We start from the raw sequence: 20,508 nt of genomic DNA on the forward strand, positions 1-20,508 counted from the left end.
CAGCACGGCAACCGTGCGTTTTGTACTCAGTCACGGGCTCCAACACCCAAGCGCGGGGCAAACTGCACGGTCTCGTCTGGCTACCACCAGACTTTACCGTACTGGTCAGTACTGAACATACAAGCGCGGCGGTACGAATGCACCATGTGGATTGGTGCATCCGCATCTACCTCGCGCGGCGCCCCGCTTGCGATCCTGTCCACTCGGCGGTGCGACGGAAGGCGCCGCATCGCCGGCTCTCCCTCAAACCATCGCAGGAGATGACCATGGACAGGAATCGCATCGAAGGCAAGCTCAAACAGGTCAGGGGTTCGGTCAAGGAAGCACTCGGCAAGGTGACGGGCGACCGCGAGACCGAAGCGGAAGGCGTGGCCGAACAGCAGGCCGGCAAGCTTCAGGAGAAGGCCGGCGAGGCGGCCGATGCGGTGCGCAACCACACGGGCACCGATCGGCACTGACCGATGACGCGGCGCCCGCAAGGGGCGTCGCGAAGGCCGGCCGGGCCGGCATCGCAACGATGATGCGTTGCCGGCATGACCACGACCGGCCCCGACCCGGCGGCGCAGCCGCTGTCTCCTGCCGCGGACTTCCATCCCGGCTCACCGTCGTACGGGCCGCGGAGCGGCCATGACCACGGAACTTGATGACCAAATCTCACAACATAGTTCCGATATTTCGTTTGCTGCACGGGTATTGGCTACCCACAATCCATTTACCTCTTTCGCGATGAAAGGTTCTTCGGAGACGGAACCACGGTGAACGGCCAGCCGGTCGGGCGCATGGCGCCTCGGCGGCGCACGCCATCGCCGGCGCGCAGGAGGTTGCCGACGCGCGCCGATCGCGCGTTGCATCCCGATCCCCAGCAGAAGGACAGCCATGACGTTCCACATTCGTTCGCTTTCCGGCGTCGCCCTGACCGCCGCGCTTCTCGCGTTCCAGACGGGCGCGGCCCATGCGCAGGAGACGATCGTCAAGGTGGGCGTGGCCGGCCCGCTGACGGGCGGCGGCGCCGCCTACGGCAAGGACATCGAGAACGGCGTGCGCATGGCGGTCGACGAAGCGAATGCCGCGCGCACGATGGTCGGCGGCAAGCCGGTGAAGTTCGTCATCGCGTCGCAGGACGATCAGAGCGATCCGCGCACCGGCGTGCAGGCCGCGCAGCAACTCGCCGACACGCAGGTGGCCGTCGTGATCGGCCACTTCAATTCGGGCACGACGCTGCCCGCGTCGAAGATCTACGCGAAGGCCGGCATTCCGATGATCACGCCGTCGGCGACCAATCCCGACATCACGCGCGCCGGGCTCGGCACCGTGTACCGCGTGATCGCGACCGATACGCAAAACGCGGGCAACGCCGGTGCGTACGCCGCGAGCGTGACGAAGGCGAAGCGCATCGCGATCATCGACGATCGCACCGCGTTCGGCCAGGGCGAAGCCGACGAATTCGAGAAGGCCGTGAAGGCGAACGGCGGCACGATCGTCACGCGCGAATTCACGAACGACAAGGCCGTCGACTTCAGCGCGCAGCTCACGAAGATCAAGAGCACCAACGCCGATCTCGTGTTCTTCGGCGGCCTCGATGCACAGGCCGCGATGCTCGTGAAGCGCATGCGCCAGCTCGGCATCCGCGCGCAGTTCCTCGCGGGCGGCGGCGTGATGAACGCGAACTTCATCAAGCTGGCCGGCAATGCGGCCGAAGGCGCATCGGTGTGGGAATACGGGCAGCCGCTGTCGCGTCTCGCGAAGGGCAAGCTGTTCGAAACGAAATTCAAGCAGAAGTACGGCGTCGACATGCTCGCGTATGCGCCGTTCGCGTACGACGCGACGTGGATCGCGATCAACGCGATGCAGAAGGCGAACTCGACGAAGCCGGCCGATTTCAACGGCGCGCTGAAGGGCACGCGCTACGACGGCATCACGGGCACCATCGCGTTCACGAACACGGGCGACCTGAAGAATCCGAGCTCGACGCTGTATGAAGTGAAGAACGCCGCGTGGCAGCCCGTCACGACCCAGTCGGCGGACTGAACGCAACCCGCGCGCGGGCTTTCGCGGCGATGCCGGACGTGCTGAAATAGCCGAAGCGATCGTCCACGAAGCCTGCCCGCGGCACGCCGCGCGAGTCGCGGCGCGAATCACCCACAGGCCCTGAGCCTTTTACGTGCAACCGGAGTCAGTCGTGAGTTCTCAAGTCGTCATCGTCGGCGGTGGTGTGATCGGCAGCTCGATCGCTTATTTCCTGCGCGCCACCGATCCCACGGTCGCCGTGACCGTCATCGAGCGCGACCCCACCTATGCCAGATCGTCGTCGGCGCTGTCGGCCGCGTCGATTCGCCAGCAGTTCTCCACGCCGCTGTCGATCGAGATGTCGCTGTTCGGCATCGAGTTCCTGCGCACGATCGGCGAGCGGCTCGAAGTGGACGGCAACCGGCCGTCGATCGATCTGCACGAAGGCGGTTACCTGTTCCTCGCGACGCCGGCCGGCGACGCGACGCTGCGCGAGAACCATGCGCTGCAGACGCGCCTCGGCGCCGATATCCGGCTGATGGACGGCGACGCGCTGCGCGCGAAGTTTCCGTGGCTGAACGTCGACGATCTCGTGTCGGGCGCGTACGGCGTGAGCGGCGAAGGCTGGTTCGACGGCTACGGGCTCGTGCAGGCGCTGCGCAAGAAGGCGCAGGCGCTCGGCGCGCGCTACGTGCCGGCCGACGTGAAGGACGTGGTGCGCGACGGCCGCAGGATCACGCATGTCGTGACGGGCGACGGCGAGCGTTACGCGTGCGACACGCTCATCAACGCGGCCGGCGCATGGACGCGCACGCTGTCGTCGATGATGGGCATCGACATTCCCGTGTATGCGCGGCGGCGCAGCATCTTCAACGTGTCGTCGCCGGCGAAGCTCGCCGATTGCCCGCTGCTGATCGATCCGACCGGCGTGTATTTCCGGCCGGAAGGGCGCACGTATATCTGCGGCACGTCGCCGAGCCCGGATCGCGACCCGGACGACCTGCCGCTCGACGAAGTCGACCACGACCTGTTCGACGACGTGATCTGGCCGACGCTCGCGCACCGCGTGCCGGAATTCGAGGCGCTGCGCGTCGAGAATTGCTGGTCCGGTTACTACGAGTACAACGTGTTCGATCACAACGCGATCATCGGCTACCACCCCGAACTCGACAACGTCGTGTTCGCGAACGGCTACAGCGGCCACGGGCTGCAGCAAGGACCGGCGACGGGGCGGGGCGTCAGCGAACTCATTCTGGGCGGGCGTTACGACACGCTCGACCTGTCGTCGCTCGGCTGGGCGCGCGTGCTCGAAAACCGGCCGATCGTCGAAAAGAACGTCGTGTAGCGCGGCGTGACCGCCCGGTATGGGGTGGGCGGGATTCTCCTAGTGTCTCAAACCCGTTGGCCCGACGCTTGTCGGGCCTTTTTTCGTTGCGCGGGCGGGTTATCGCGCGTCGTAGACGGCATCACGCAGATCGAGCGTGTACTGCCCGTTCATCCCTTCGTAGAGCGTGTTCGTCAGCGACACGACGGTGAGCCCGCGTGCGCGGTCGACGAACCACGAATGACCGTAGACGCCGCCCCAGCGCCACGTGCCGACGGATTCCGGCGATGCGGCCGCCCGCGGGTCGCGCAGCACCGAGAAGCCGATCCCGAAGCCCGCGCCGGGGAGGTCCGGCAATTCCCGATCGCCGGTCTGTACGCGGCCCATCTCGTCGACCAGCTCAGCCGGCAGGATCGTGCCGCCGCCCGCGCGCAGCGTGTCCAGCACCGTCAGCACGTCGCCCGCGGTGCCGACCATCCCGGCGCCGCCCGACGGGAACGCGTGTGCATTCAGCGCGCGCGACGGCGAGTACGTGACGCCGACGAACCCTTCGTCGATGGGCACCGTCTCGTTCTCGGCGAGCCGGTGCGGCTGCGGCGTGTCGTTCACGTACGGCGTGGCGAGCCGCGCCGGATCGCGTGCGACGAAGCTCGTGTCGCGCGCACCGAGCGGGCGCAGCACGAGCGCATCGATCGCATCGGCGAGCGGCACGCCGCAGACGGCTTCGATCAGCGCACCGATGACGTCGATCGACAGCGAATAGTTCCAGCTGGTGCCGGGCGCGAACAGCAGCGGCACGCTCGCGATCCGGCGCAGGTTTTCGGCGAGCGTGATCGATGCGCCATCGAGCCCGTCGGAGACACCTGCACGCGCATAGGGGCCGTTCGCGTCGGTTTCGTTGAAACGATAGTCGAGGCCGGCGGTATGCACGAGCAACTGGCGCACCGTGATCGTCGGCACGCGGCCGTCGGGCAGCGCCGGACGGAATTCGGGCAGCCAGCGCGCGATGTCTTCGTCGAGCGACAGCTTGCGTTGCGCGACGAGCGCCATCGCGGCTGCCGACACGATCGGCTTCGTCACCGATGCGAGCCGGAACAGCGTGTCCTCGCGCATCGGCGTACGCGATTCGCGATCCGCGAACCCGGCCGCGCGGCGATAGACGAGCTCGCCGTCGCGGGCGACGAGGACGACCGCGCCGACCAGACGCTGCGTGTCGAGCTGGCGGGACAGGGCCGTGTCGATGCGCGCGGCGAGCGCCGGATCGGTGGACGACTGCAGTGACGATGCGGGAGAGGAGGTCATCGAAGTTTCCGTCGTGAAGGGCCTGGTCGACATGTTATGAGGCGGTTGCCGCACGCGTCGTTAACCCTTACTCCGAACAGGGCGATGGGCGCGGCATGGGCCGGCATGGGCGAACACCGACCCCGGCGGCCGACAAAATAGGCGCCAATCGTCCGTTGGCGTTCGTTAGAATCTGCTTTCGTCGAGGAAATGACGCATTTGCATGGTGCAGAGCAGTATCGAATCGAAGACGCTGCTTGTCCTGATTCCATCGTTCATCTTTCACCGGAGGCGAGCATGCCAGGTTTACTTCCCGATGTTGACCGCGAGGGGCTCCTCGAATATTCGGTGGTGTACACCGATCGCTCGGTCAACCATATGTCGCAGCGCTTCCAGGGCGTCATGCGCGACATCTCCGCCACGCTGAAAAAAGTCTACAACGCGAAATCGGTCGCGATCGTTCCGGGCAGCGGGACGTTCGGCATGGAAGCCGTGGCGCGACAGTTCGCGACGAACAAGAAATGCCTCGTGATCCGCAACGGCTGGTTCAGCTTTCGCTGGTCGCAGATCTTCGACATGGGCAGCATTCCGTCCGAGACGACGGTGCTGAAGGCGCGCCCGGTCGAAGCGGGCAGGCAGGCGGCCTATGTGCCGGCGCCGATCGACGAAGTGGTCGCCGCGATCAAGGAAAACAAACCCGATCTCGTGTTCGCGCCGCACGTCGAAACCGCGTCCGGGATCATGCTGCCCGATGCGTACCTGCGCGCGGTGGCCGATGCCGTGCATGCGGTCGGCGGCATGTTCGTGCTGGATTGCATCGCGTCCGGCACCGTGTGGGTCGACATGCAGGCGAGCGGCGTCGATATCCTGATCAGTGCGCCGCAAAAGGGCTGGAGCGCGTCGCCGTGCTGCGCGATGGTCATGTTGAGCCCGCTCGCACGCGAGCGTATCGATGCGACGACCAGCACCAGCTTCGCGTGCGATCTGCGCAAGTGGCTGCAGATCATGGAAGCGTACGAGGGCGGCGGGTTCGCGTATCACGCGACGATGCCCACGGACAGCCTCACGACGCTGCGCGACGTGATGAAGGAAACCGACGCATACGGCTTCGACAAGGTGAAGGCGGAACAGCTCGAGCTCGGCGAGCGCATTCGTGCGCTGCTGACGGAGAAGGGGTTCAGGAGCGTGGCCGCGAAAGGGTTCGAGGCGCCGGGTGTCGTGGTGAGCTACACGGACGATGACGGGATTCGCACCGGGAAGAAATTCGCCGATGTCGGTTTGCAGATCGCGGCGGGCGTGCCGTTGCAATGCGACGAGCCGGAGGACTTCAAGACGTTCCGGCTCGGGTTGTTCGGTCTCGACAAGCTGCATGATGTCGATGGCGCGGTGAAGCGGTTTGCCGATGCGTTGAACCGGATTGTTTGACGCGGTTTTGCGGGGTGGAGTGTTTTGGTGGCCGCCGCTCATTCGTTGAGCGGCGGCTTTTTAGTCGTTGAAAACGCAACCATTCTGGATCGTGACATGACCGAAGGCGTTCTGACGTTTGCCAGTCAGGCTGAATGGGAAAGCTGGTTGGAGCAAAACGGCGGCACGTCGACCGGAGCATGGCTGCGGCTCGCGAAAAAAGGCGCGGGGCAGCGAACCGTCACCTATGAAGAGGCGGTGGAAAGCGCCCTCTGCCACGGCTGGATCGATGGTCAGAAGAAGGCCGAGAGCGAGCAATACTGGTTACAACGCTTTACCCCGCGTTCGGCGAAGAGCATCTGGTCCAAAATCAACAAGGACAAGGCCGAAGCGCTGATCGTCGCCGGCAGGATGCGCCCGGCCGGCCTGCGTCAAATCGAGAAGGCCAAACAAGACGGCCGCTGGGAGGCTGCCTATACGTCGGCCAGCAATTCGATCGTGCCTGATGACTTGCAGGCGGCTCTGGACGCCAATCCGAAAGCCGCGAAATTTTTTGCGACGCTGAACAGCCGTAATCGCTATGCGATCCTGTTCCGGATACAGCACGCCAGGAAGCCTGAAACACGGGCACGCAAAATCGCGGAATTCATCGACATGCTGAAGCGGGGCGAGACGTTTCATCCGTAGATGAGTGGGGTTTCTGACGGAGATTTTGTCGAACCCGATCGACGCGGGAAATGTTCCGGTCGCCGTATGAACGGGAAAACAGGAATGGGAGCAAGAATGCATATCCGCGCATCGGCGTTCAGCCCGCGTCGCGCGGCGCTCGGCGTCGTCATGGCGCTGACGTTGTCGTGGTTCACCGCTGCGCAAGCACAGAGCTGCGCACCGGATAGCGTGGCTCCCGAGTGCTTGCTGCAGCGTAGTCAAGATGAGTTGCAGCGAGTCGATGGCGAATTGAACCGTACTTACCAAAAGGTTCTGAAGTCGCTGTCTCGGCCACGTGACGAGTACGTCGACTATCCGGCACTCAAGGTGAAATTTGTCGCGGCACAGCGGCAATGGCTCCGTTTCATCGACGACGAGTGTTCCGCTTGGTATCTGATAAACGAGGCAGGCGCGGATCGTAATCTTGATCTACTGACTTGCGAAATCGATAGAACACGGGATCGTACGCGTGAATTGAACGCGTGGCTCAAGCAAGTGAGTCATGATTAGCGCAGCGCTAGATAAAGACAGCCATGAGTGCCGGGCGCGCGGCTAGAGTCAGCGCAGTCACGTGGTGCACCAGCATGGTAGCTCCGACATAACGGAGAAGCGAGCGATGATCTCAAAGAACGTCCGCAGAGCGACGGCAGACGATGTCCCGGTGCTGACACAGATCCGGAACGATGCACATGCCAGGAAAGTCGCGCACGGCGACTACGTGTGGGGCAGGGAAGGCGACGGTTTTTCCGAGCGGTGGGTGCGAAACCATGTCGCCGAGAAAGCCGTGTACGTCGTCGAACAGGATGGCGCGCTGGTCGGCACGTTCTCGCTCGACTTCGACGAGGACAGGCACTGGGGGCCGCAAGCGCCGATCGCCGGTTACGTGCATGGGCTTTGCGTGCGGCGAGGTTTCAACGGGCTCGGGCTCGGCGGCTTCATGCTCGACTGGTGCGCTCATGAGGTGAGCCGCTTGAACCGGCGTTTGCTTCGACTCGACTGCGGCGCCGAAAACACGAAGCTCTGCGCTTACTACGAGTCGCTGCGCTTTGTCCGCGTCGGATTGAAAACGGACGGTATTGTCTGGTCCCTGTACGAAAAACCTGTCGCTTCGGCCAGCCGGTGATCGCGGCGGTCCGTCTGCAAACGCTGCCAGTGGGTCGCACGATTGACCATCGCGCGTTCGCGAACGTTCGACGTCACTCGACGCCGCGTCACCGTTGCCCTGCTACGCAGGCAACAGCCCCGCTTTACGATAATTGTCGATCAGCGCGTCATAGAGCGAGAGATCGGCGCGACTCCGCGCGATGAGCTGCGCGCCGGCGATGGCCGCGAAGATGGCCCGTGCCCGCTGTTTGCACTCCCGGGCGCCGACCACGGCCGCCGCGGACAGAGCCTTGCTCAGCCACGCGACATTCACGTCGGCGAAGGCCAGGACTTCTTTCATCACGACTTCCGGCAGATCGTCGGTTTCGGCGGCCATGAAGCTGCAAAGGCACAGGCGGTTGCCGGTCTCGAGCGCCTTGCGGAAGGTATCCGGATAGCGACGCAGGCAATCCAGCGGATCGCGCGAGTTGGCCAGCATGTCGTCCAGCGCCGCCGCCGAGTTCTCCCAATAGCGCCTCGCTACCGCTGCGCCAAGATCGGCCTTGCTTTCGAAGTGGTGGTAGATGCTCGCGGCCTTGATCCCCACCTCGCTGGCGAGATCCCGATAGTTCAACCCGCCGTAGCCGTGCGTCTGCGCGAGCCTCGTGGCGGCCGCCAGGATTCTTTCTCTCGAGTTCGAGCTCGCGTCGTTCGTCACTGCTTCAGTCTCCGCGCACGGGAAAGGGGTGTTGACACCCCGGATTGTACCTTATATGGTTAACCTAACAAACGTTAGGTAGATTCGTGGGCGACCTGGTTTTCACGTCGTCCGACCCAGTGCAACCGACTACGGAGCGCCCCGCAATGACTTCCAGCAACGTCGATTTCGATGCAGCCCGACTGCCCCTGATGAAGATCCACGATTTCCCGACAGGGCCCTATCCGACCCGCGTGCGTATCGCGCTGGCCGAAAAAGGGCTGCAATCGCGCGTCGAGTTCGTGATGGTCGATCTTTACAAGGGCGAGCACAAAAAGCCCGAGTTCATCGCCGGCAAGAATTATTCGGGTACGTTGCCGGTGCTGGAGCTCGATGATGGCACCTGTATTGCCGAGTGCACGGCCATTACCGAATACCTCGACGCGCTCGATGGCGCGCCCACGCTCACCGGCAGCACGCCACGCGAAAAGGGCATCATCCACATGATGAGCAAGCGCGCCGAGCTGGAGCTGCTCGATGCCATCAGCGTCTATTTCCATCACGGCACGCCGGGGTTGGGCCCCGACGTCGAGACGTATCAAAACCCGGAATGGGGGTTCCGCCAACGCGACAAGGCGCTGAGGGGCATGCGCTACTTCGATGCCATTCTGCAAAGCCAGCCGTATGTCGCGGGCGAGGCGTTCTCGATGGCCGACATCACCGTCATCGGCGGTCTGATCTTTGCGATGCTTGTGAAGCTGCCGGTGCCCGAGGAGTGCGAGGCGCTTCGAGCCTGGTACGCGAGAATGCGCCAGCGTGAGAGCGTCAGGAACCAGCCGGTGTTTGCCAACCTGACTTGATCTGGCGCGGCCGCCGGTCGATAACGGGCAGGGGGTTCACGCAGCCCCTGCACGGCACACATTGAACGGCGCGGGCGTGGCAGGCGACGCTTCGTTATATGAAGTAATCGCTGTCATACGGCATGAAATCCCGTTCCGTTGAGTCGGCCAGAGTGGCGGGCGCCGTAGTCTGCACTGAGCCTTGGCCGTCGCCTCGCCCTACACCGATTCCGTCGCGCCGCCCGCCACCGGGCGCAGGTGGTGGCGCAACAGCGGCGCGGTGATCGCGGTGGTGAACAGCGCGAAGATCACCAGCATCGTGTAGACGTTCTGCGGCAGGATGCGCAGTTGCAGCCCGATCGACAGGAAGACCAGTTCCATCAGGCCGCGCGCGTTCATCAGCGTGGCGATCACCGTCGCGTCGCCGCTCGTGTGTCCCGTCAGTCGCGCGCCGGCGAACACGCCCAGGTATTTTCCCGCGAAGCCGACCACGATGAAGGCCAGCAGCCAGAGCCATTGCGCATGGGCGGTGACGTCGAAGAACTGCAGGTTCAGGCCCGCGCAGGCGAAGAAGATCGGCATCAGGATGGTATGCAGGAAGCCGCCCAGCAGGCGGTCGAACTGCTCGCGCACGCTCGGTACGTCGCGCAGCAGCATGCCGATCAGCAGCGCGCCGAACGCGCTATGGAAACCGAGCTGCGAGGTGATCCACCCCGACACCAGCACCGAGGCGACCAGGATCGCCACCGTGTCGCGCGACCAGCCCTGCGCAAGCGAGCGCCCGACCACGCGCAGCAGCACACCCTTGGCCGCGATCACGAGTAGCGCCACGTAGGCGGCGAGCAGCACGACGTTGACGGCGAGGGCGCGCCATCCGGCGGCGTTGTGCGACAGGCAGACGAGCAGCGAGAGCGCGCCCCAGCCGAGCAGGTCGCCGACCATCGCCGCCGACAGCGCCGACGCGGCGCCGGCATGCCGCGTGAGATTCAGGTCGGTCACGATGCGCGCCATCACCGGTACGGCCGATACCGACAGCGCCACGCCGCAGAACAACACGAACGGCCAGAACGGCTGCTGCGGCGCCAGGACGTCGTGGGCGAGCCAGCCCACCGTCAGCCCCCCGCCGAACGGCAGCAGCATGCCCGGCACGGCGATCAGCACCGGGCCGAGCAGCGCGCGTTGCGCCGGCAGGCGCACGTCGAGGCCGATCTCGAACATCAGCAACGCGAGGCCGATCTCGCCGATACGACTGATCGCCGAGGTGTTGTCGGGCGTGAACAGCTCGTGATAGAGCGACGGCGTGACGACGCCGAGCGCGAGCGGGCCGAGCAGGATGCCGCCGGCGATCTCGCCGATCACCTTGCATTGTCCGAGCCGCTCCGCGATCGCGCCGCAGCCGTTACAGACCAGAACGACGAGCGCCACTTGTATCAGCCACATCACGTGTTCCTTGAGGAAGAAGGGAAAAATCGTTTCGCGACCGTGCGGCCCTGCGGGGGCGCGCGGCAGTGGGTTCAGTCGAGCAGCGCTTCCGAATCGACGCTGTCGAAGATGATTTCGCGCACCAGTTCGCTGGCGCCGGCGGCGATCGTGCCGGCGGTCGCGTCGCGATAGAGCCGCGCGACATCGGATTCCGACAGGTAGCCGCGCGCGCCGTGAAATTGCGCGCACAGATGCGCCGCTCGCTTCGCCAGCTCGGTGCTGCGCAGCTTCAGGATCGACGCGTCGCCGCTGCCGAGCCTGCCGCCCACGTATTGCTGCACCAGCTGATAAGCGAAATGGCGCAACAGCCGCAATTCGGCGATCAATTCGACCAGTTCGTGCCGGATCGTCTGGTTCGCGCTCAGCGGCGCGCCGCGCACCACGCGCTGGCGCACGAAGCGATTCATCAGCCGGATGCTGCATCCCGCGCCACCGAGCGCGAGCATGCCTGCCACCATGCGCTCGAAGTCGAGGCATCGCATCAGGTAGGTGAACGCCTTGTCGGGCTTGCCGAGCGTGTTCTCGCGCGGCACCGCGACGTCCTCGAAGCGGATGTCGCAGACATCGGCGCTGCGCCAGCCCAGCAGGTTCAGCGGCGTGCGCGTGACGCCGGGCGCCTCGGCATCCACGACCAGCAGGCTGCAACCGCCCAGCGCGTGGCGCCGCGCGTTGCTGCGGACCAGCGCGACGATCAGCGTGGCCTGCGAGCCGTTGGAGACGAAGCGTTTCGTGCCGTTCACGCGCCAGCCGTCGCCGCTCGCCGCGGCGCTGCATTGCAGGTCGCTCAGGTCGCTGCCGGCCTGATCCTCGGTGATGGCGAGCGCCGCCACGGCCGTGCCGTCGCGCATCCTCGCCAGATAGCGTTCGCGCTGGGCGTCGTCGCCGAACCAGGCGAGGTAGGAAGCCGCCATGAACGCATGCACGCCGATCGAGGCGCGCACGCCCGCATACCCGAGGCGTCCCAGCTCCTCCAGGAACACGGCGCTGCGCACGAAGCCTTCGCCCGCCAGCGGCAGGTCCAGCCAGCCCTCGGCGGCCAGCGCCGGCCAGATGGCGCGCGGAAGATGGCCGCGCGCCTCGGCGCCGTCGGCTTCGGGCAGCAGGCAGGCCTGCAGGCGCTCGCGCAGCTCGGCCGCGAGGCCGCGATACGACTCGTCCGGATAGGGACTGGACATGGGCAGCCTCGTTACTTCACCGAGACCACGCGATGCGCGGGCAGCACGTCGGTGAAGCGGCCGGCGATCTTGAACACCGCGCTCGGCGTACCGGCCGCCGCCCACAGTTCGTCGAACTGGAGCAGGTCCTCGTCCACCAGCAGCGCAACTTCCTCCCGGTGGCCGAACGGCGGCACGCCGCCGATCGCGAAGCCGGTGGTTTCCTTCACGAAGTCGGCATCGCCCTTGACGATCTGCGCGCCGATCAATTCGGAAATCGCCGCCTCGTTCACGCGATTCGGCCCGCTGGCGAGCACCACCACCGGCCGGTTGTCGGCCAGCGAGCGAAATACCAGCGACTTGACGATCTGCGCCTTCTGGCAGCCGAGCGTGCGCGCGGCGTCGTCGGCGGTGCGCGTGGAGGCGGGCAGTTCGAGGACTTCCATCTGCAGGCCGCGATCCGCCAGCAGATCCTGGAAATATTGGGCGCGTTTGCTCAGGCTCATGCTTGTCACTCCAGTGTCTGTTTCAGATGTCGATGATCGATCTTGCCGTTGGCCGAGATCGGCAGTTCGTCGCAAAGATGGATTTGTGCCGGCACCATGTACGCGGGCAGGACTTCGGCCAGCGCGGCGCGAATCTGCTCGGCCCCGCTGCCTTCGCTCCTGGGCACGACGAACGCCACCAGCCGCTTCTCGATGCCGTTGTCATGCACGGTCACATAGCTGCGCCGCACTTCGGGCCGGTTCTGCAGATGGAACGCGATCTCGCCGAATTCGATCCGGAAGCCGTTGATCTTGACCTGGTCGTCCATGCGCCCCTTGAACACCAGCACGCCGTCCTCGCGCAGGTAGCCGATATCGCCGGTGTGGTAGAGCCGCTCGCGTCGCCCCGCGATCTCGTATTCGACGAAGCGCTCGCGGGTGATCTCCGGCATGCCGAGGTAGCCGGGCGTCAGGCCCGGCCCCGCGACGCAGATCTCGCCGGGCTCGCCGGCGCGGCACAGCGCACCCTGGCCGACGACATAGAGGCGCGTGTTCTGGATCGGCAGGCCGATCGGCAGCATGGTTTCGTCGGGGCCGATCTCGCGCACCGGATACCAGGTCGTGAAGGTCGTGCATTCGGTCGGACCGTAGACGCTGACGATCCGGTCCGCGCCGTAGCGGCGCAGTGCCTCGTTCATATGGCGCAGCGAGTGGGCCTCGCCGCCGGTCAGCACCGTCTCGACGCTCGCGAGCGTCGCCGGCGCTTCGTCGACGAGCGCGTTGAACAGCGCGGTGGTCAGGAACAGCAGGTTGATCCGGTGGCGCTCGATCAGGTCGCGCAGGCGCGACGCGCGCACGAAGCCGTCTTCGTAGACGACGCACGCGCCGCCATTGAGCAGCGGTCCCCAGATCTCGAAGGTCGCGGCATCGAACGTGACCGGCGCCATCTGCAGCACGCGGCTTTCCGTGTCGAGCCGCGCATAACGCGCGCCGAAGACCAGCCGCGCGACGCTTCGATGCTCGATCGGCACACCCTTGGGTTGACCGGTGGAGCCCGACGTGAAGTTGATGTAGGCGATCGAGGCCGCCGTCGCGCGCCCGTGGGGCGCTTCGCGTTGGCCTTGCTCGCGGAGCGCGTCGACCGACACCGGCAGCGCGCGACACGCGCCGAGCGCCGCGGGCGCCGGGCCGGCCGCGCCGTACAACGCATGGCGGCAGCCGGTCTGCTCGATCAGGTGCGCGATGCGCTGGGCGGGCCAGGCCGCGTCGAGCGGCAGGTAGGCCGCGCCGGCCTTGACGATCGCCAGCAAGGCGGCCACCAGATCCACGCCGCGCGGCAGAACCAGCGCGACCACGTCGCCGGGGCGCACGCCCTCGTCGATCAGGCGCCAGGCCAGCGCATTGGCGCAGTCGTCCAGCTCACGATAGGTGCAGATCCGGCTCGCCGTGATCACGGCTGCCGCCTCCGGCCGGCGCGCCACGGCGCGGTCGAACAACTCGCCGATGCTCGCGTCGTCAGGGTACGGCACGGACGTCTGGTTGATCCGCTCGTGAAGCGACCATGCGGCTTCATCGCAGCGAAGCGATTTCATCGAACTAGCTCCTCAAACGAGTAGCCATGTGCGCAAGCAACGGTTCGCGATGGCTATCGAGAAAGAAATGCGCGCCGTCGAACCCGACCAGCTCGCATCCGGATGTGGTGAAGCCGCGCCAGCCGGCCACGCTGGCCTCGCTGTCGATCGGATCGGCGTGGCCGTAGTAGACATGGAGCGGTACGTCGAGCGGCGTGCGGTGCCAGTTGCCCCACAGCTCCGCGAGCCGCATGTCGGCGCGCATGATCGGCAGCATCAGGCTCATCAGCCGCTCATCCTCGAGCACCTCGGTCGGCGTGCCGCCCATGGTGCGCAACGCGGCGCGGAACGCGGGCTCCGGCAGTTCGTGCAGGTAAGGCCGCGCCTGCGGACTGTCGGGGCTGCGGCAACCGCCGATGAACAGCCCCCGGCAGGTGCCCGGCGGCAGCACCGGGCGCATCCGCTGCGCGATCTCGTAGGCGAGACGGCCGCCGAAGCTGTGCCCGAACAGCGCGTGCGGCTCGCCGAGATACGGCGCGAGCGCGCTCGCGCAATCCTCGACGAGCGCGGGCCATTCGCCGTACAGCGGCTCGCGCAGGCGCATGCCGCGGCCGGGCAGGCGCACCGCCACCAGTTCGACATCCGGGGCGAGGTACTCGACCCAGTTGCGGAACAGGTCGGCGCTGCCGCCCGCATACGCGAAACAGATCAACCGCAGCCGGGGAGCGGCCACGGGGCGCGGAACCAGGCACCACCGTGCCTGGGCCGCGCCGGCTTGCACCTGCGTCACGAGGTGCGCGTTTCGCTGTGTTGCGCGATGTGGCTCGCGATGTCGGACAGGCGGCTGTGCTCGAACAGCGCCTCCGGGGTCAGCGCATCCTCGCCGAAGCGCTCCTCCACGCGCGAAAGCAGCTTGACCGCGGTGATGGAGGTGCCGCCCGCCGCGAAGAAGTCGCTGTCGGCGTTCTCGACCCGCAGGCCCAATGCACCGCAGGCCTCGACCAGCCACGCCTCGATGTCGGTGATATCGTTGCGATTGCTCATGGTGTTTAGTGCTCCTGCCGGATTAGTTGGCCTGGAAACGGAAGCCGTTGACGTTCTCGGTAACGAAACGGTTGTGACCGAAGGCGTCCTGGCCCGCGACCTGCACGCAGCCGAACTTGTCGAGACTGGCGCTGCCGCCGAATTCTTCCAGCGTGTTGGAATACGGATAGACGCGCACCGAGTTGGGCAGATAGCGCGCGGCGAAGCCCAGCCGCATCTTGTCGGTCAGCCCGCTGTGCGGATGCGACGCGTGCATGAGCGTCGACCAGAAGATGATGAACTGGCCCTGGCGCATGACCATCGACTTGGCCTGGCTCTCGTCCGGGCTCCAGTTCGGGTCCTTCTGCAACTGTCGGTAGTCGTAGCCGAAGAAGCCGCGGCGCACGCCCTGTTTTTCCCGGTTGTTGATGGCGTCCTCGCGATACTCCATGACCTTCGATTCGTCGTAGTTCATGGTGCGATGCGTGCCGGGAATGAACTGCAGGCAGCCGTTCTCGATGGTGGCGTCGGTAAACGCCGACCAGACCGTGATGGTGCCGCCGAATTGCGCATCCTCCGGCCACACGATCTGCGGGTGCTTGGAGCCGGCCACGTTGGAGAAGTTGTCGGCCTGATGCCAGTCCGTGCCCTCGTCGCCCGGATACTTCGGGAAGAACTCCGAGCGCCAGCACAGTACGTCCGGGCCGAGGATGCTCGCGACCCGGTCGGTGATTTCCGGGCGCGTGATGTGCGAGGCCAGGAAGTCGATATCGAGATGGCGATCGTAATTGGCCAGATTGGTGACGCCGGAAATCGATTTTTCCTGGCTGTAGATGGCCTTTTTGGTGTTCAGCAGCTTGGGGCGCAGCGCCTGAAGGTTGGCTTCCATCTGGTCGCTGGGATAAAGATCGAACGGCCCGATATAGCCGTTGCGATGAAAATCTGCCAATTCTTCCTGGCTCAAAGCAAACCTGGTACTACGTACCTCGATAGTATTGTTCATGGTTATTTTTACGGCCCTCGAAAGATGGAACTGCATTGCTCGACTGCGACATAAAAAAGCGAATATCTTTTATTGTTGTTACGTTTTTGTTTTTAATCCGGGAGTTTGATTCGCGCTGCGGCATGCATGTCGCAAGCCGCAGGCGCTACAGCTGCTCAGCCCTGCAGGGCCGGCTTGGCGTGGCTCATGCCGAACTTGATCGGCGCGCCGCGCGGTTTCTTCTGCTCGATTTCCATTTGATCGATAATATCGCGAAATTCGATTTGATGGTCGGCCATTTCGCCCATCAAGAGCGCGATTACCGCGAGGTGAGACGGCACAGCACCTTTTTGTGAATAATTGGTGATTGAATTTTCATTCATCTTCACCAGGCTCGCAAATTCCCGCACGGTCAGCCGCGCTCGTTTGAGCTGATCGCGGAATTCGAAATACGTCATTACGGACACAACGGCTCTCCTTCAAAAAGCTCCGGGGTTTTGCCTGAACAAATCCGCCCTGCACGATTTCTCGATTCCGCGATCCCGGGCAATGGCCTGCTTACATCTTCACCTGGTCGAGGAACGTCTTCTTGCCTGCCTTGTAGACGTACAGCGAGATCACGCCATGCGCGAGATCGCCATGCGAATCGAACTGGGTTTCACCGATCACGCCGTGATAGTCGGTCGGCGGCATCTGCGCGAGGATCTTGGCGGGGTCGGTGGATTTCGCCCGCTTCATCGCATCGACGATGATGTACACGGCGTCATAGGCGAACGGCGCGTCGTATTCGACCACCTGTCCGAAGCGCTTCTTGTATTTCGCCTGGAACGCCTCGCCGCCCGGCATCGTCTGGATCGCCGCGCCGGCCTGCGAGCACACCACGTTCTCGGTCGCATCGCCGGCGAGATTGGCCAACGATTCCGTGCAGACGCCATCGCCCGTGAAGACGCGTGCGCGCAGGCCGAGCTGCTTGGCTTGCTTGGCGAACGGGCCGCCGGTCGAATCCGAGCCGCCGTACATGATCGCGTCAGGCGTCTCGCCCTTGATCTTGGTGAGTACCGAGCGGAAGTCGATGGCCTTGTCGCTGGTGGCATCGTGCGACAGCACGGTGATGCCCAGTTCCTTCGCGCGCTTCTCGAATTCGTTCGCCAGGCCCTGGCCGTAGGCGGTCGAATCGTCGACGATCGCCACACGATGGATGTTGCCCAGCTTCTTCGCATAGTTCGCCAGCGCCGGGCCTTGCTGCGCGTCGGTGGCCACGACCCGGAAGGTGGTCTTGAAGCCCTGCTGCGTGTAGACCGGATTGGTCGAGGACGGGGAGATCTGCGTGATGCCGGCTTCGCTGTAGATCTTCGAGGCCGGGATCGACGTACCCGAGTTCAGGTGACCGACCACGGCCACCACCTTGTCGTCGACGAGCTTCTGGGCCACTTGCGTGGCCGTGCGCGGATCGGCTGCGTCATCCTGGGCGTCGAGCTGCAACGTGACGGAATGCCCGCCGATCGTCAGGCCTTTCGCGTTGATTTCCTCCACCGCGAGGCGCGCGCCGTTTTCGTTGTCTTTACCAAGATGCGCGATCCCGCCGGTCAACGGCTCGACGCTGCCGATCTTCACGACGACCGGGTCTGCACTCGCTGCCGTCGCGGCGGCAAGCGCCAACACCGAAAGCGTGGCGTTCAGCGAACGCTTGAGTGCGCTGGATAAATGTGCTCGTTTCAAGTGCGGCTCTCCTGCGAGTGTGGTTGAGAACTTCCCGTCACGCCCGGCAACTGACCGGTGCCTTGTTTTGAATCACGCCAGCCCCTCGCTCGCGACCCCGTCGGCAGCCTGCTGGCCCCCCGGGTTTCGCCGCTCTGGTGCAGGACGACGACGTGCAACACCGCAAATCGTCTTATGTATCCATATTATGTATTTTGGATACATTGGTAGCATATCGGTGCCAAGATACAATTGGCAAGTCAAAAAAATCAAGCCGGAGGTATGCATTGCGACCCCCAAACACGCTGGTCGCGGAAGCGATTCGCGAGGACATCCTGCGGGGAGAATTGCCGCCTGGAACGCCGCTGATCCAGGAGAACCTCTCGGTCAGATATGGTGTGAGCCGGATTCCGATCCGGGAGGCGCTGGTGCGCCTGGAAGCCGACGGGCTCGCCCGGCAGGAGGGCAAGCGCGGCCTGACGGTGGCGCCGCTGCATGCCACCGAGGCCGAGGACTTGTGGATGATGCGATCGCGCCTGGAGCCGCTCGCGCTCGAAATGGCGTTTCCGTTCCTGACCAAGAGCGTGCTGGGCGAAGCCGAGGACCTGATCGACAAGGTCGAACACCTCGGCAACGACCCCGCGAAACAGAGCCAGGCGAACTGGCTGTTCCACCGCACGCTTTACGAGAAGGGCAACCGCCGGCGCCTGCTGGTCACGCTCGACGGGCTGCATTTGCAGGCGGAAAGGTACTTGCGGTTCCAGTACGACGTGATGAGCCACAGCCGCGACAGCCGCACCGAGCACATGGCCATCCTCGATGCGCTGCGTGCCCGCGACCTGGAGACCGCCTGCCAGGGCCTCGTGCGGCACATCGAGGACGCCGGGCGCAAGCTGGTCACGGCGTTGCGCAACGTGCCCATCGCGGAGGCGTAGGCTTTCGCCGCATGGGCCTCGCCGACTGAACCGATGCCGGCGATGCCGGTTGGCGGCAGCCGGCGAGATCACTGACAATATGCCGCTGTAAAAAATGAGAGAGGGTGCGGTATGCGCTGGATCGGCAAGACGCTCGCGGTGATCTCGGGCATGGCGGTCGTCGGTATCGCGTGCGTTCAAGCCGCCCCCAGCGAAACTGCATTCCCGCGCTTCACGCAGGCCGAAGGCAAGCTCGATGCCGACGGGCTCCCGCTGTCCGGCGTGAAGCTCTGCGTGCTTCCCGACCATGCGCCGTGCTTCGAGATGCCGCCGACGCTTGTCCCCGGTTCCGCCAAGGAGCTGTATCAGTTCGGTCTGAATCCGCGGTCCGAACGATTGCCGATTGCATCCGGCGGCTCGTGGGTGTTTTTAGCCGGAACGTTTTCAGGCGGCGGCAGCGGAATGCTGGAGCGCGTGGCCGTCCTGCGTGTCGGCGCGAACGGCAAGATCGAGAACCTGATGCCGATCGTCACCGAAACGGAGATGGCCGATCGCGCGATGTGGAACTTGCCGGCGGTGTCGCCGTATCCGCTGTTCGTCCGGGCCGACTATGTGTGGGGCAAGGGCGAGGATCATTTCGGCAAGCACTTCTTCGACGTCGACGCATGGGCGTTCGATCCCGCCGCCAATCAATACGCGAAGCGCTTTTCCTACCGGACGAGCCAGCGCTACGACAGGGGCGAGGGCGCGGACCACGTGCTGAGCGCCGAGCGTGCGGAAATCCTCCGCCGCCTCGCTGCCGCCAAGTAGCGCGCTATCGCTGCGCGTCCCCGTAAGTCTCCTTGCACACCGCGCGTAGCGCGTCGACGAGCAAATCCCGCGCGGGCGACCGGGAATCGGCGGAGCGCGTGAACAGCGCAATGGGCGGCAACGTCCACACCAGCGAATACGGCACGATCGCCACGCCGGCGATCCGCACCAGTTCCTCCGCGATATCGGCCGGCACGATCGACACGGCTTCGTCGCTCGACGCGATCATTTCGCCGATCAGCTTCGACGAGTAGCTTTCGACGATCGGCACGGGCGGCGCGATGCCGGCCGACAGGAACAGGTCGGTCACCTGTTCGCGCATCGGCGTATGCGGCGCGCCGAGAATCCAGTCGAGCGCGTGCAGCTTGTGCCAGTCGAGCGGCGTGCGGGCGAGCTTCGCCGCCAGCCGCCGGCTCGCGATCATGCGCGGCTGCTGCTGATACAGCACTTCGAACGAAACCTGCCCGAGATCGATCGCCGACGACGCGCGCCCGATCACGATATCGACACTGTGATCCTTGAGTTGCAGCAGTAGTTGATCGCTGGTGCCCTCGTGAATCGTCACGGTCAGGCGCCGCTCCATGCGCGCCTGCAGCCGCTTCAGCGCGGCCGACAGCATCTGGCCGGAGATGAACGGAATCACGCCGATGTGCAGATGGGCCGCATGCCCGGCGGCGACGGCCTCCATCTCGCGGGCGAGGTGGTCGAGATCCTTGATCATCGCCTTCGCGCGCTCGAGCACGACCGCGCCGAGCGCCGTGGGCCGCATGCCGCGCGACGAGCGCTCGAACAGCGGCGTGCCGAACATGCTCTCCAGTTCGGACAGCGCGTTCGTCACGGCCGGCTGGCTGCTCGCCATGTGCTCGGCGACCCGCGTCAGCGAGCCGTGCTGCTGGATCTGCAGCAAAAGCACCAGATGCCGGATCTTCAGACGCGCGCCGAGCCGCCTGACCACGTCGTTTGCATCAAAATTCATTGACTGGTCATGCATTCATCATGAAAAAGTGATGGACCGATATTAAAACAGAATCATCACGTTATGGCAG

The 20,508-nt window shown here is 64.9% G+C and carries 22 protein-coding genes; 10 read left to right on the top strand and 12 right to left on the bottom strand.

Going from position 1 to position 20,508, the window contains the following annotated elements; translation table 11 throughout:
• Nucleotides 1–266 precede the first annotated feature (266 nt).
• The 3 genes from H3O04_RS06820 to H3O04_RS06830 all read left to right on the top strand — a co-directional run bounded on the left by H3O04_RS06820 (nucleotide 267) and on the right by H3O04_RS06830 (nucleotide 3,352).
• The gene (locus H3O04_RS06820) at nucleotides 267–458 is read left to right on the top strand and encodes a CsbD family protein (protein WP_023475363.1); all 192 of its coding nucleotides are present in this window, start codon (nucleotides 267–269) and stop codon (nucleotides 456–458) included.
• A gap of 418 nt (nucleotides 459–876) precedes the next feature.
• A complete protein-coding gene (locus H3O04_RS06825; RefSeq protein WP_202587389.1) occupies nucleotides 877–2,028 on the top strand; it encodes a branched-chain amino acid ABC transporter substrate-binding protein in 1,152 nt (383 codons plus the stop codon).
• Nucleotides 2,029–2,179: 151 nt separating this feature from the next.
• Nucleotides 2,180–3,352: an FAD-dependent oxidoreductase gene (locus H3O04_RS06830; protein WP_202587390.1), complete on the top strand. Its 1,173-nt coding sequence runs from the start codon at nucleotides 2,180–2,182 to the stop codon at nucleotides 3,350–3,352.
• A 99-nt stretch (nucleotides 3,353–3,451) separates the two neighbouring features.
• Here the strand turns inward: H3O04_RS06830 and H3O04_RS06835 are convergent, their stop codons facing one another.
• Nucleotides 3,452–4,633: a serine hydrolase domain-containing protein gene (locus tag H3O04_RS06835; RefSeq protein ID WP_202587391.1), complete on the bottom strand. Its 1,182-nt coding sequence runs from the start codon at nucleotides 4,631–4,633 to the stop codon at nucleotides 3,452–3,454.
• A 276-nt stretch (nucleotides 4,634–4,909) separates the two neighbouring features.
• On the opposite strand from H3O04_RS06835, the gene H3O04_RS06840 reads away from it, so the two are divergent.
• The 4 genes from H3O04_RS06840 to H3O04_RS06855 all read left to right on the top strand — a co-directional run bounded on the left by H3O04_RS06840 (nucleotide 4,910) and on the right by H3O04_RS06855 (nucleotide 7,847).
• Nucleotides 4,910–6,037, top strand: coding sequence for an aminotransferase class V-fold PLP-dependent enzyme (locus tag H3O04_RS06840; RefSeq protein WP_202587392.1), 1,128 nt, complete (start codon nucleotides 4,910–4,912; stop codon nucleotides 6,035–6,037).
• 96 nt (nucleotides 6,038–6,133) lie between these two features.
• On the top strand, nucleotides 6,134–6,703 hold the full coding sequence (locus H3O04_RS06845) for a YdeI/OmpD-associated family protein (protein ID WP_202587410.1): 570 nt from the start codon (nucleotides 6,134–6,136) through the stop codon (nucleotides 6,701–6,703).
• Nucleotides 6,704–6,799: 96 nt separating this feature from the next.
• Nucleotides 6,800–7,234: a lysozyme inhibitor LprI family protein gene (locus tag H3O04_RS06850; protein WP_234621348.1), complete on the top strand. Its 435-nt coding sequence runs from the start codon at nucleotides 6,800–6,802 to the stop codon at nucleotides 7,232–7,234.
• Nucleotides 7,235–7,340: 106 nt separating this feature from the next.
• On the top strand, nucleotides 7,341–7,847 hold the full coding sequence (locus tag H3O04_RS06855; RefSeq protein ID WP_202587393.1) for a GNAT family N-acetyltransferase: 507 nt from the start codon (nucleotides 7,341–7,343) through the stop codon (nucleotides 7,845–7,847).
• A 102-nt stretch (nucleotides 7,848–7,949) separates the two neighbouring features.
• On the opposite strand, the gene H3O04_RS06860 is transcribed toward H3O04_RS06855, so the two are convergent.
• A complete protein-coding gene (locus tag H3O04_RS06860) occupies nucleotides 7,950–8,525 on the bottom strand; it encodes a TetR/AcrR family transcriptional regulator (protein ID WP_006479791.1) in 576 nt (191 codons plus the stop codon).
• A gap of 146 nt (nucleotides 8,526–8,671) precedes the next feature.
• On the opposite strand from H3O04_RS06860, the gene H3O04_RS06865 reads away from it, so the two are divergent.
• A complete protein-coding gene (locus tag H3O04_RS06865) occupies nucleotides 8,672–9,364 on the top strand; it encodes a glutathione S-transferase (protein WP_202587394.1) in 693 nt (230 codons plus the stop codon).
• 198 nt (nucleotides 9,365–9,562) lie between these two features.
• Here the strand turns inward: H3O04_RS06865 and H3O04_RS06870 are convergent, their stop codons facing one another.
• The 9 genes from H3O04_RS06870 to H3O04_RS06910 all read right to left on the bottom strand — a co-directional run bounded on the left by H3O04_RS06870 (nucleotide 9,563) and on the right by H3O04_RS06910 (nucleotide 17,720).
• Complete coding sequence (locus tag H3O04_RS06870) at nucleotides 9,563–10,783, bottom strand: cation:proton antiporter (RefSeq protein ID WP_023475374.1); 1,221 nt, start codon at nucleotides 10,781–10,783, stop codon at nucleotides 9,563–9,565.
• 74 nt (nucleotides 10,784–10,857) lie between these two features.
• Entirely contained in the window at nucleotides 10,858–12,000 is a 1,143-nt protein-coding gene (locus tag H3O04_RS06875; protein ID WP_023475375.1) for an acyl-CoA dehydrogenase family protein, read from the bottom strand.
• 11 nt (nucleotides 12,001–12,011) lie between these two features.
• Nucleotides 12,012–12,485 (bottom strand): YbaK/EbsC family protein, encoded by a 474-nt coding sequence (locus tag H3O04_RS06880; RefSeq protein WP_023475376.1) that lies wholly within the window; start codon nucleotides 12,483–12,485, stop codon nucleotides 12,012–12,014.
• A gap of 5 nt (nucleotides 12,486–12,490) precedes the next feature.
• Nucleotides 12,491–14,056 (bottom strand): amino acid adenylation domain-containing protein, encoded by a 1,566-nt coding sequence (locus H3O04_RS06885; protein WP_202587395.1) that lies wholly within the window; start codon nucleotides 14,054–14,056, stop codon nucleotides 12,491–12,493.
• Nucleotides 14,057–14,060: 4 nt separating this feature from the next.
• The gene (locus H3O04_RS06890) at nucleotides 14,061–14,825 is read right to left on the bottom strand and encodes a thioesterase II family protein (protein ID WP_226105452.1); all 765 of its coding nucleotides are present in this window, start codon (nucleotides 14,823–14,825) and stop codon (nucleotides 14,061–14,063) included.
• Nucleotides 14,822–15,079: a phosphopantetheine-binding protein gene (locus H3O04_RS06895; protein WP_023475379.1), complete on the bottom strand. Its 258-nt coding sequence runs from the start codon at nucleotides 15,077–15,079 to the stop codon at nucleotides 14,822–14,824. Before H3O04_RS06895 ends, H3O04_RS06890 begins: the two co-directional genes overlap by 4 nt.
• 22 nt (nucleotides 15,080–15,101) lie before the next feature.
• Nucleotides 15,102–16,061, bottom strand: a complete 960-nt coding sequence (locus H3O04_RS06900; RefSeq protein WP_043886952.1) for a chlorinating enzyme — start codon at nucleotides 16,059–16,061, stop codon at nucleotides 15,102–15,104.
• Between the two features lie 155 nt (nucleotides 16,062–16,216).
• Nucleotides 16,217–16,498 (bottom strand): hypothetical protein, encoded by a 282-nt coding sequence (locus H3O04_RS06905; RefSeq protein WP_034174981.1) that lies wholly within the window; start codon nucleotides 16,496–16,498, stop codon nucleotides 16,217–16,219.
• A 100-nt stretch (nucleotides 16,499–16,598) separates the two neighbouring features.
• A complete protein-coding gene (locus H3O04_RS06910) occupies nucleotides 16,599–17,720 on the bottom strand; it encodes a branched-chain amino acid ABC transporter substrate-binding protein (protein WP_175769446.1) in 1,122 nt (373 codons plus the stop codon).
• Nucleotides 17,721–18,025: 305 nt separating this feature from the next.
• Here H3O04_RS06910 and H3O04_RS06915 point away from each other — a divergent pair, with 305 nt between their 5' ends.
• Both H3O04_RS06915 and H3O04_RS06920 read left to right on the top strand, forming a co-directional pair.
• Nucleotides 18,026–18,673 carry a GntR family transcriptional regulator gene (locus H3O04_RS06915; RefSeq protein ID WP_011694537.1) on the top strand — a complete coding sequence of 216 codons (648 nt, stop codon included), beginning with the start codon at nucleotides 18,026–18,028 and terminating at the stop codon, nucleotides 18,671–18,673.
• A 111-nt stretch (nucleotides 18,674–18,784) separates the two neighbouring features.
• Nucleotides 18,785–19,462: a hypothetical protein gene (locus tag H3O04_RS06920; protein ID WP_202587396.1), complete on the top strand. Its 678-nt coding sequence runs from the start codon at nucleotides 18,785–18,787 to the stop codon at nucleotides 19,460–19,462.
• A 4-nt stretch (nucleotides 19,463–19,466) separates the two neighbouring features.
• Here H3O04_RS06920 and H3O04_RS06925 read toward each other — a convergent pair whose 3' ends face one another.
• Nucleotides 19,467–20,438, bottom strand: coding sequence for a LysR substrate-binding domain-containing protein (locus H3O04_RS06925; protein WP_006495747.1), 972 nt, complete (start codon nucleotides 20,436–20,438; stop codon nucleotides 19,467–19,469).
• Nucleotides 20,439–20,508: the final 70 nt, after the last annotated feature.

The organism is Burkholderia sp. KCJ3K979, from assembly GCF_016759955.1.
GTDB classification, from domain to species: domain Bacteria; phylum Pseudomonadota; class Gammaproteobacteria; order Burkholderiales; family Burkholderiaceae; genus Burkholderia; species Burkholderia orbicola.

Excerpts from the sequence above, each read along its gene's own strand:
- H3O04_RS06825 (WP_202587389.1), top strand. The coding sequence starts at position 877 with ATGACGTTCCACATTCGTTCGCTTTCCGGCGTCGCCCTGACCGCCGCG.
- H3O04_RS06885 (WP_202587395.1), bottom strand. The coding sequence starts at position 14,056 with ATGAAATCGCTTCGCTGCGATGAAGCCGCATGGTCGCTTCACGAGCGG.
- H3O04_RS06850 (WP_234621348.1), top strand. The coding sequence starts at position 6,800 with ATGCATATCCGCGCATCGGCGTTCAGCCCGCGTCGCGCGGCGCTCGGC.
- H3O04_RS06855 (WP_202587393.1), top strand. The coding sequence starts at position 7,341 with ATGATCTCAAAGAACGTCCGCAGAGCGACGGCAGACGATGTCCCGGTG.
- H3O04_RS06870 (WP_023475374.1), bottom strand. The coding sequence starts at position 10,783 with ATGTGGCTGATACAAGTGGCGCTCGTCGTTCTGGTCTGTAACGGCTGC.
- H3O04_RS06880 (WP_023475376.1), bottom strand. The coding sequence starts at position 12,485 with ATGAGCCTGAGCAAACGCGCCCAATATTTCCAGGATCTGCTGGCGGAT.
- H3O04_RS06835 (WP_202587391.1), bottom strand. The coding sequence starts at position 4,633 with ATGACCTCCTCTCCCGCATCGTCACTGCAGTCGTCCACCGATCCGGCG.
- H3O04_RS06905 (WP_034174981.1), bottom strand. The coding sequence starts at position 16,498 with ATGACGTATTTCGAATTCCGCGATCAGCTCAAACGAGCGCGGCTGACC.
- H3O04_RS06820 (WP_023475363.1), top strand. The coding sequence starts at position 267 with ATGGACAGGAATCGCATCGAAGGCAAGCTCAAACAGGTCAGGGGTTCG.
- H3O04_RS06920 (WP_202587396.1), top strand. The coding sequence starts at position 18,785 with ATGCGCTGGATCGGCAAGACGCTCGCGGTGATCTCGGGCATGGCGGTC.
- H3O04_RS06925 (WP_006495747.1), bottom strand. The coding sequence starts at position 20,438 with ATGAATTTTGATGCAAACGACGTGGTCAGGCGGCTCGGCGCGCGTCTG.
- H3O04_RS06895 (WP_023475379.1), bottom strand. The coding sequence starts at position 15,079 with ATGAGCAATCGCAACGATATCACCGACATCGAGGCGTGGCTGGTCGAG.
- H3O04_RS06900 (WP_043886952.1), bottom strand. The coding sequence starts at position 16,061 with ATGAACAATACTATCGAGGTACGTAGTACCAGGTTTGCTTTGAGCCAG.
- H3O04_RS06875 (WP_023475375.1), bottom strand. The coding sequence starts at position 12,000 with ATGTCCAGTCCCTATCCGGACGAGTCGTATCGCGGCCTCGCGGCCGAG.
- H3O04_RS06845 (WP_202587410.1), top strand. The coding sequence starts at position 6,134 with ATGACCGAAGGCGTTCTGACGTTTGCCAGTCAGGCTGAATGGGAAAGC.
- H3O04_RS06865 (WP_202587394.1), top strand. The coding sequence starts at position 8,672 with ATGACTTCCAGCAACGTCGATTTCGATGCAGCCCGACTGCCCCTGATG.
- H3O04_RS06840 (WP_202587392.1), top strand. The coding sequence starts at position 4,910 with ATGCCAGGTTTACTTCCCGATGTTGACCGCGAGGGGCTCCTCGAATAT.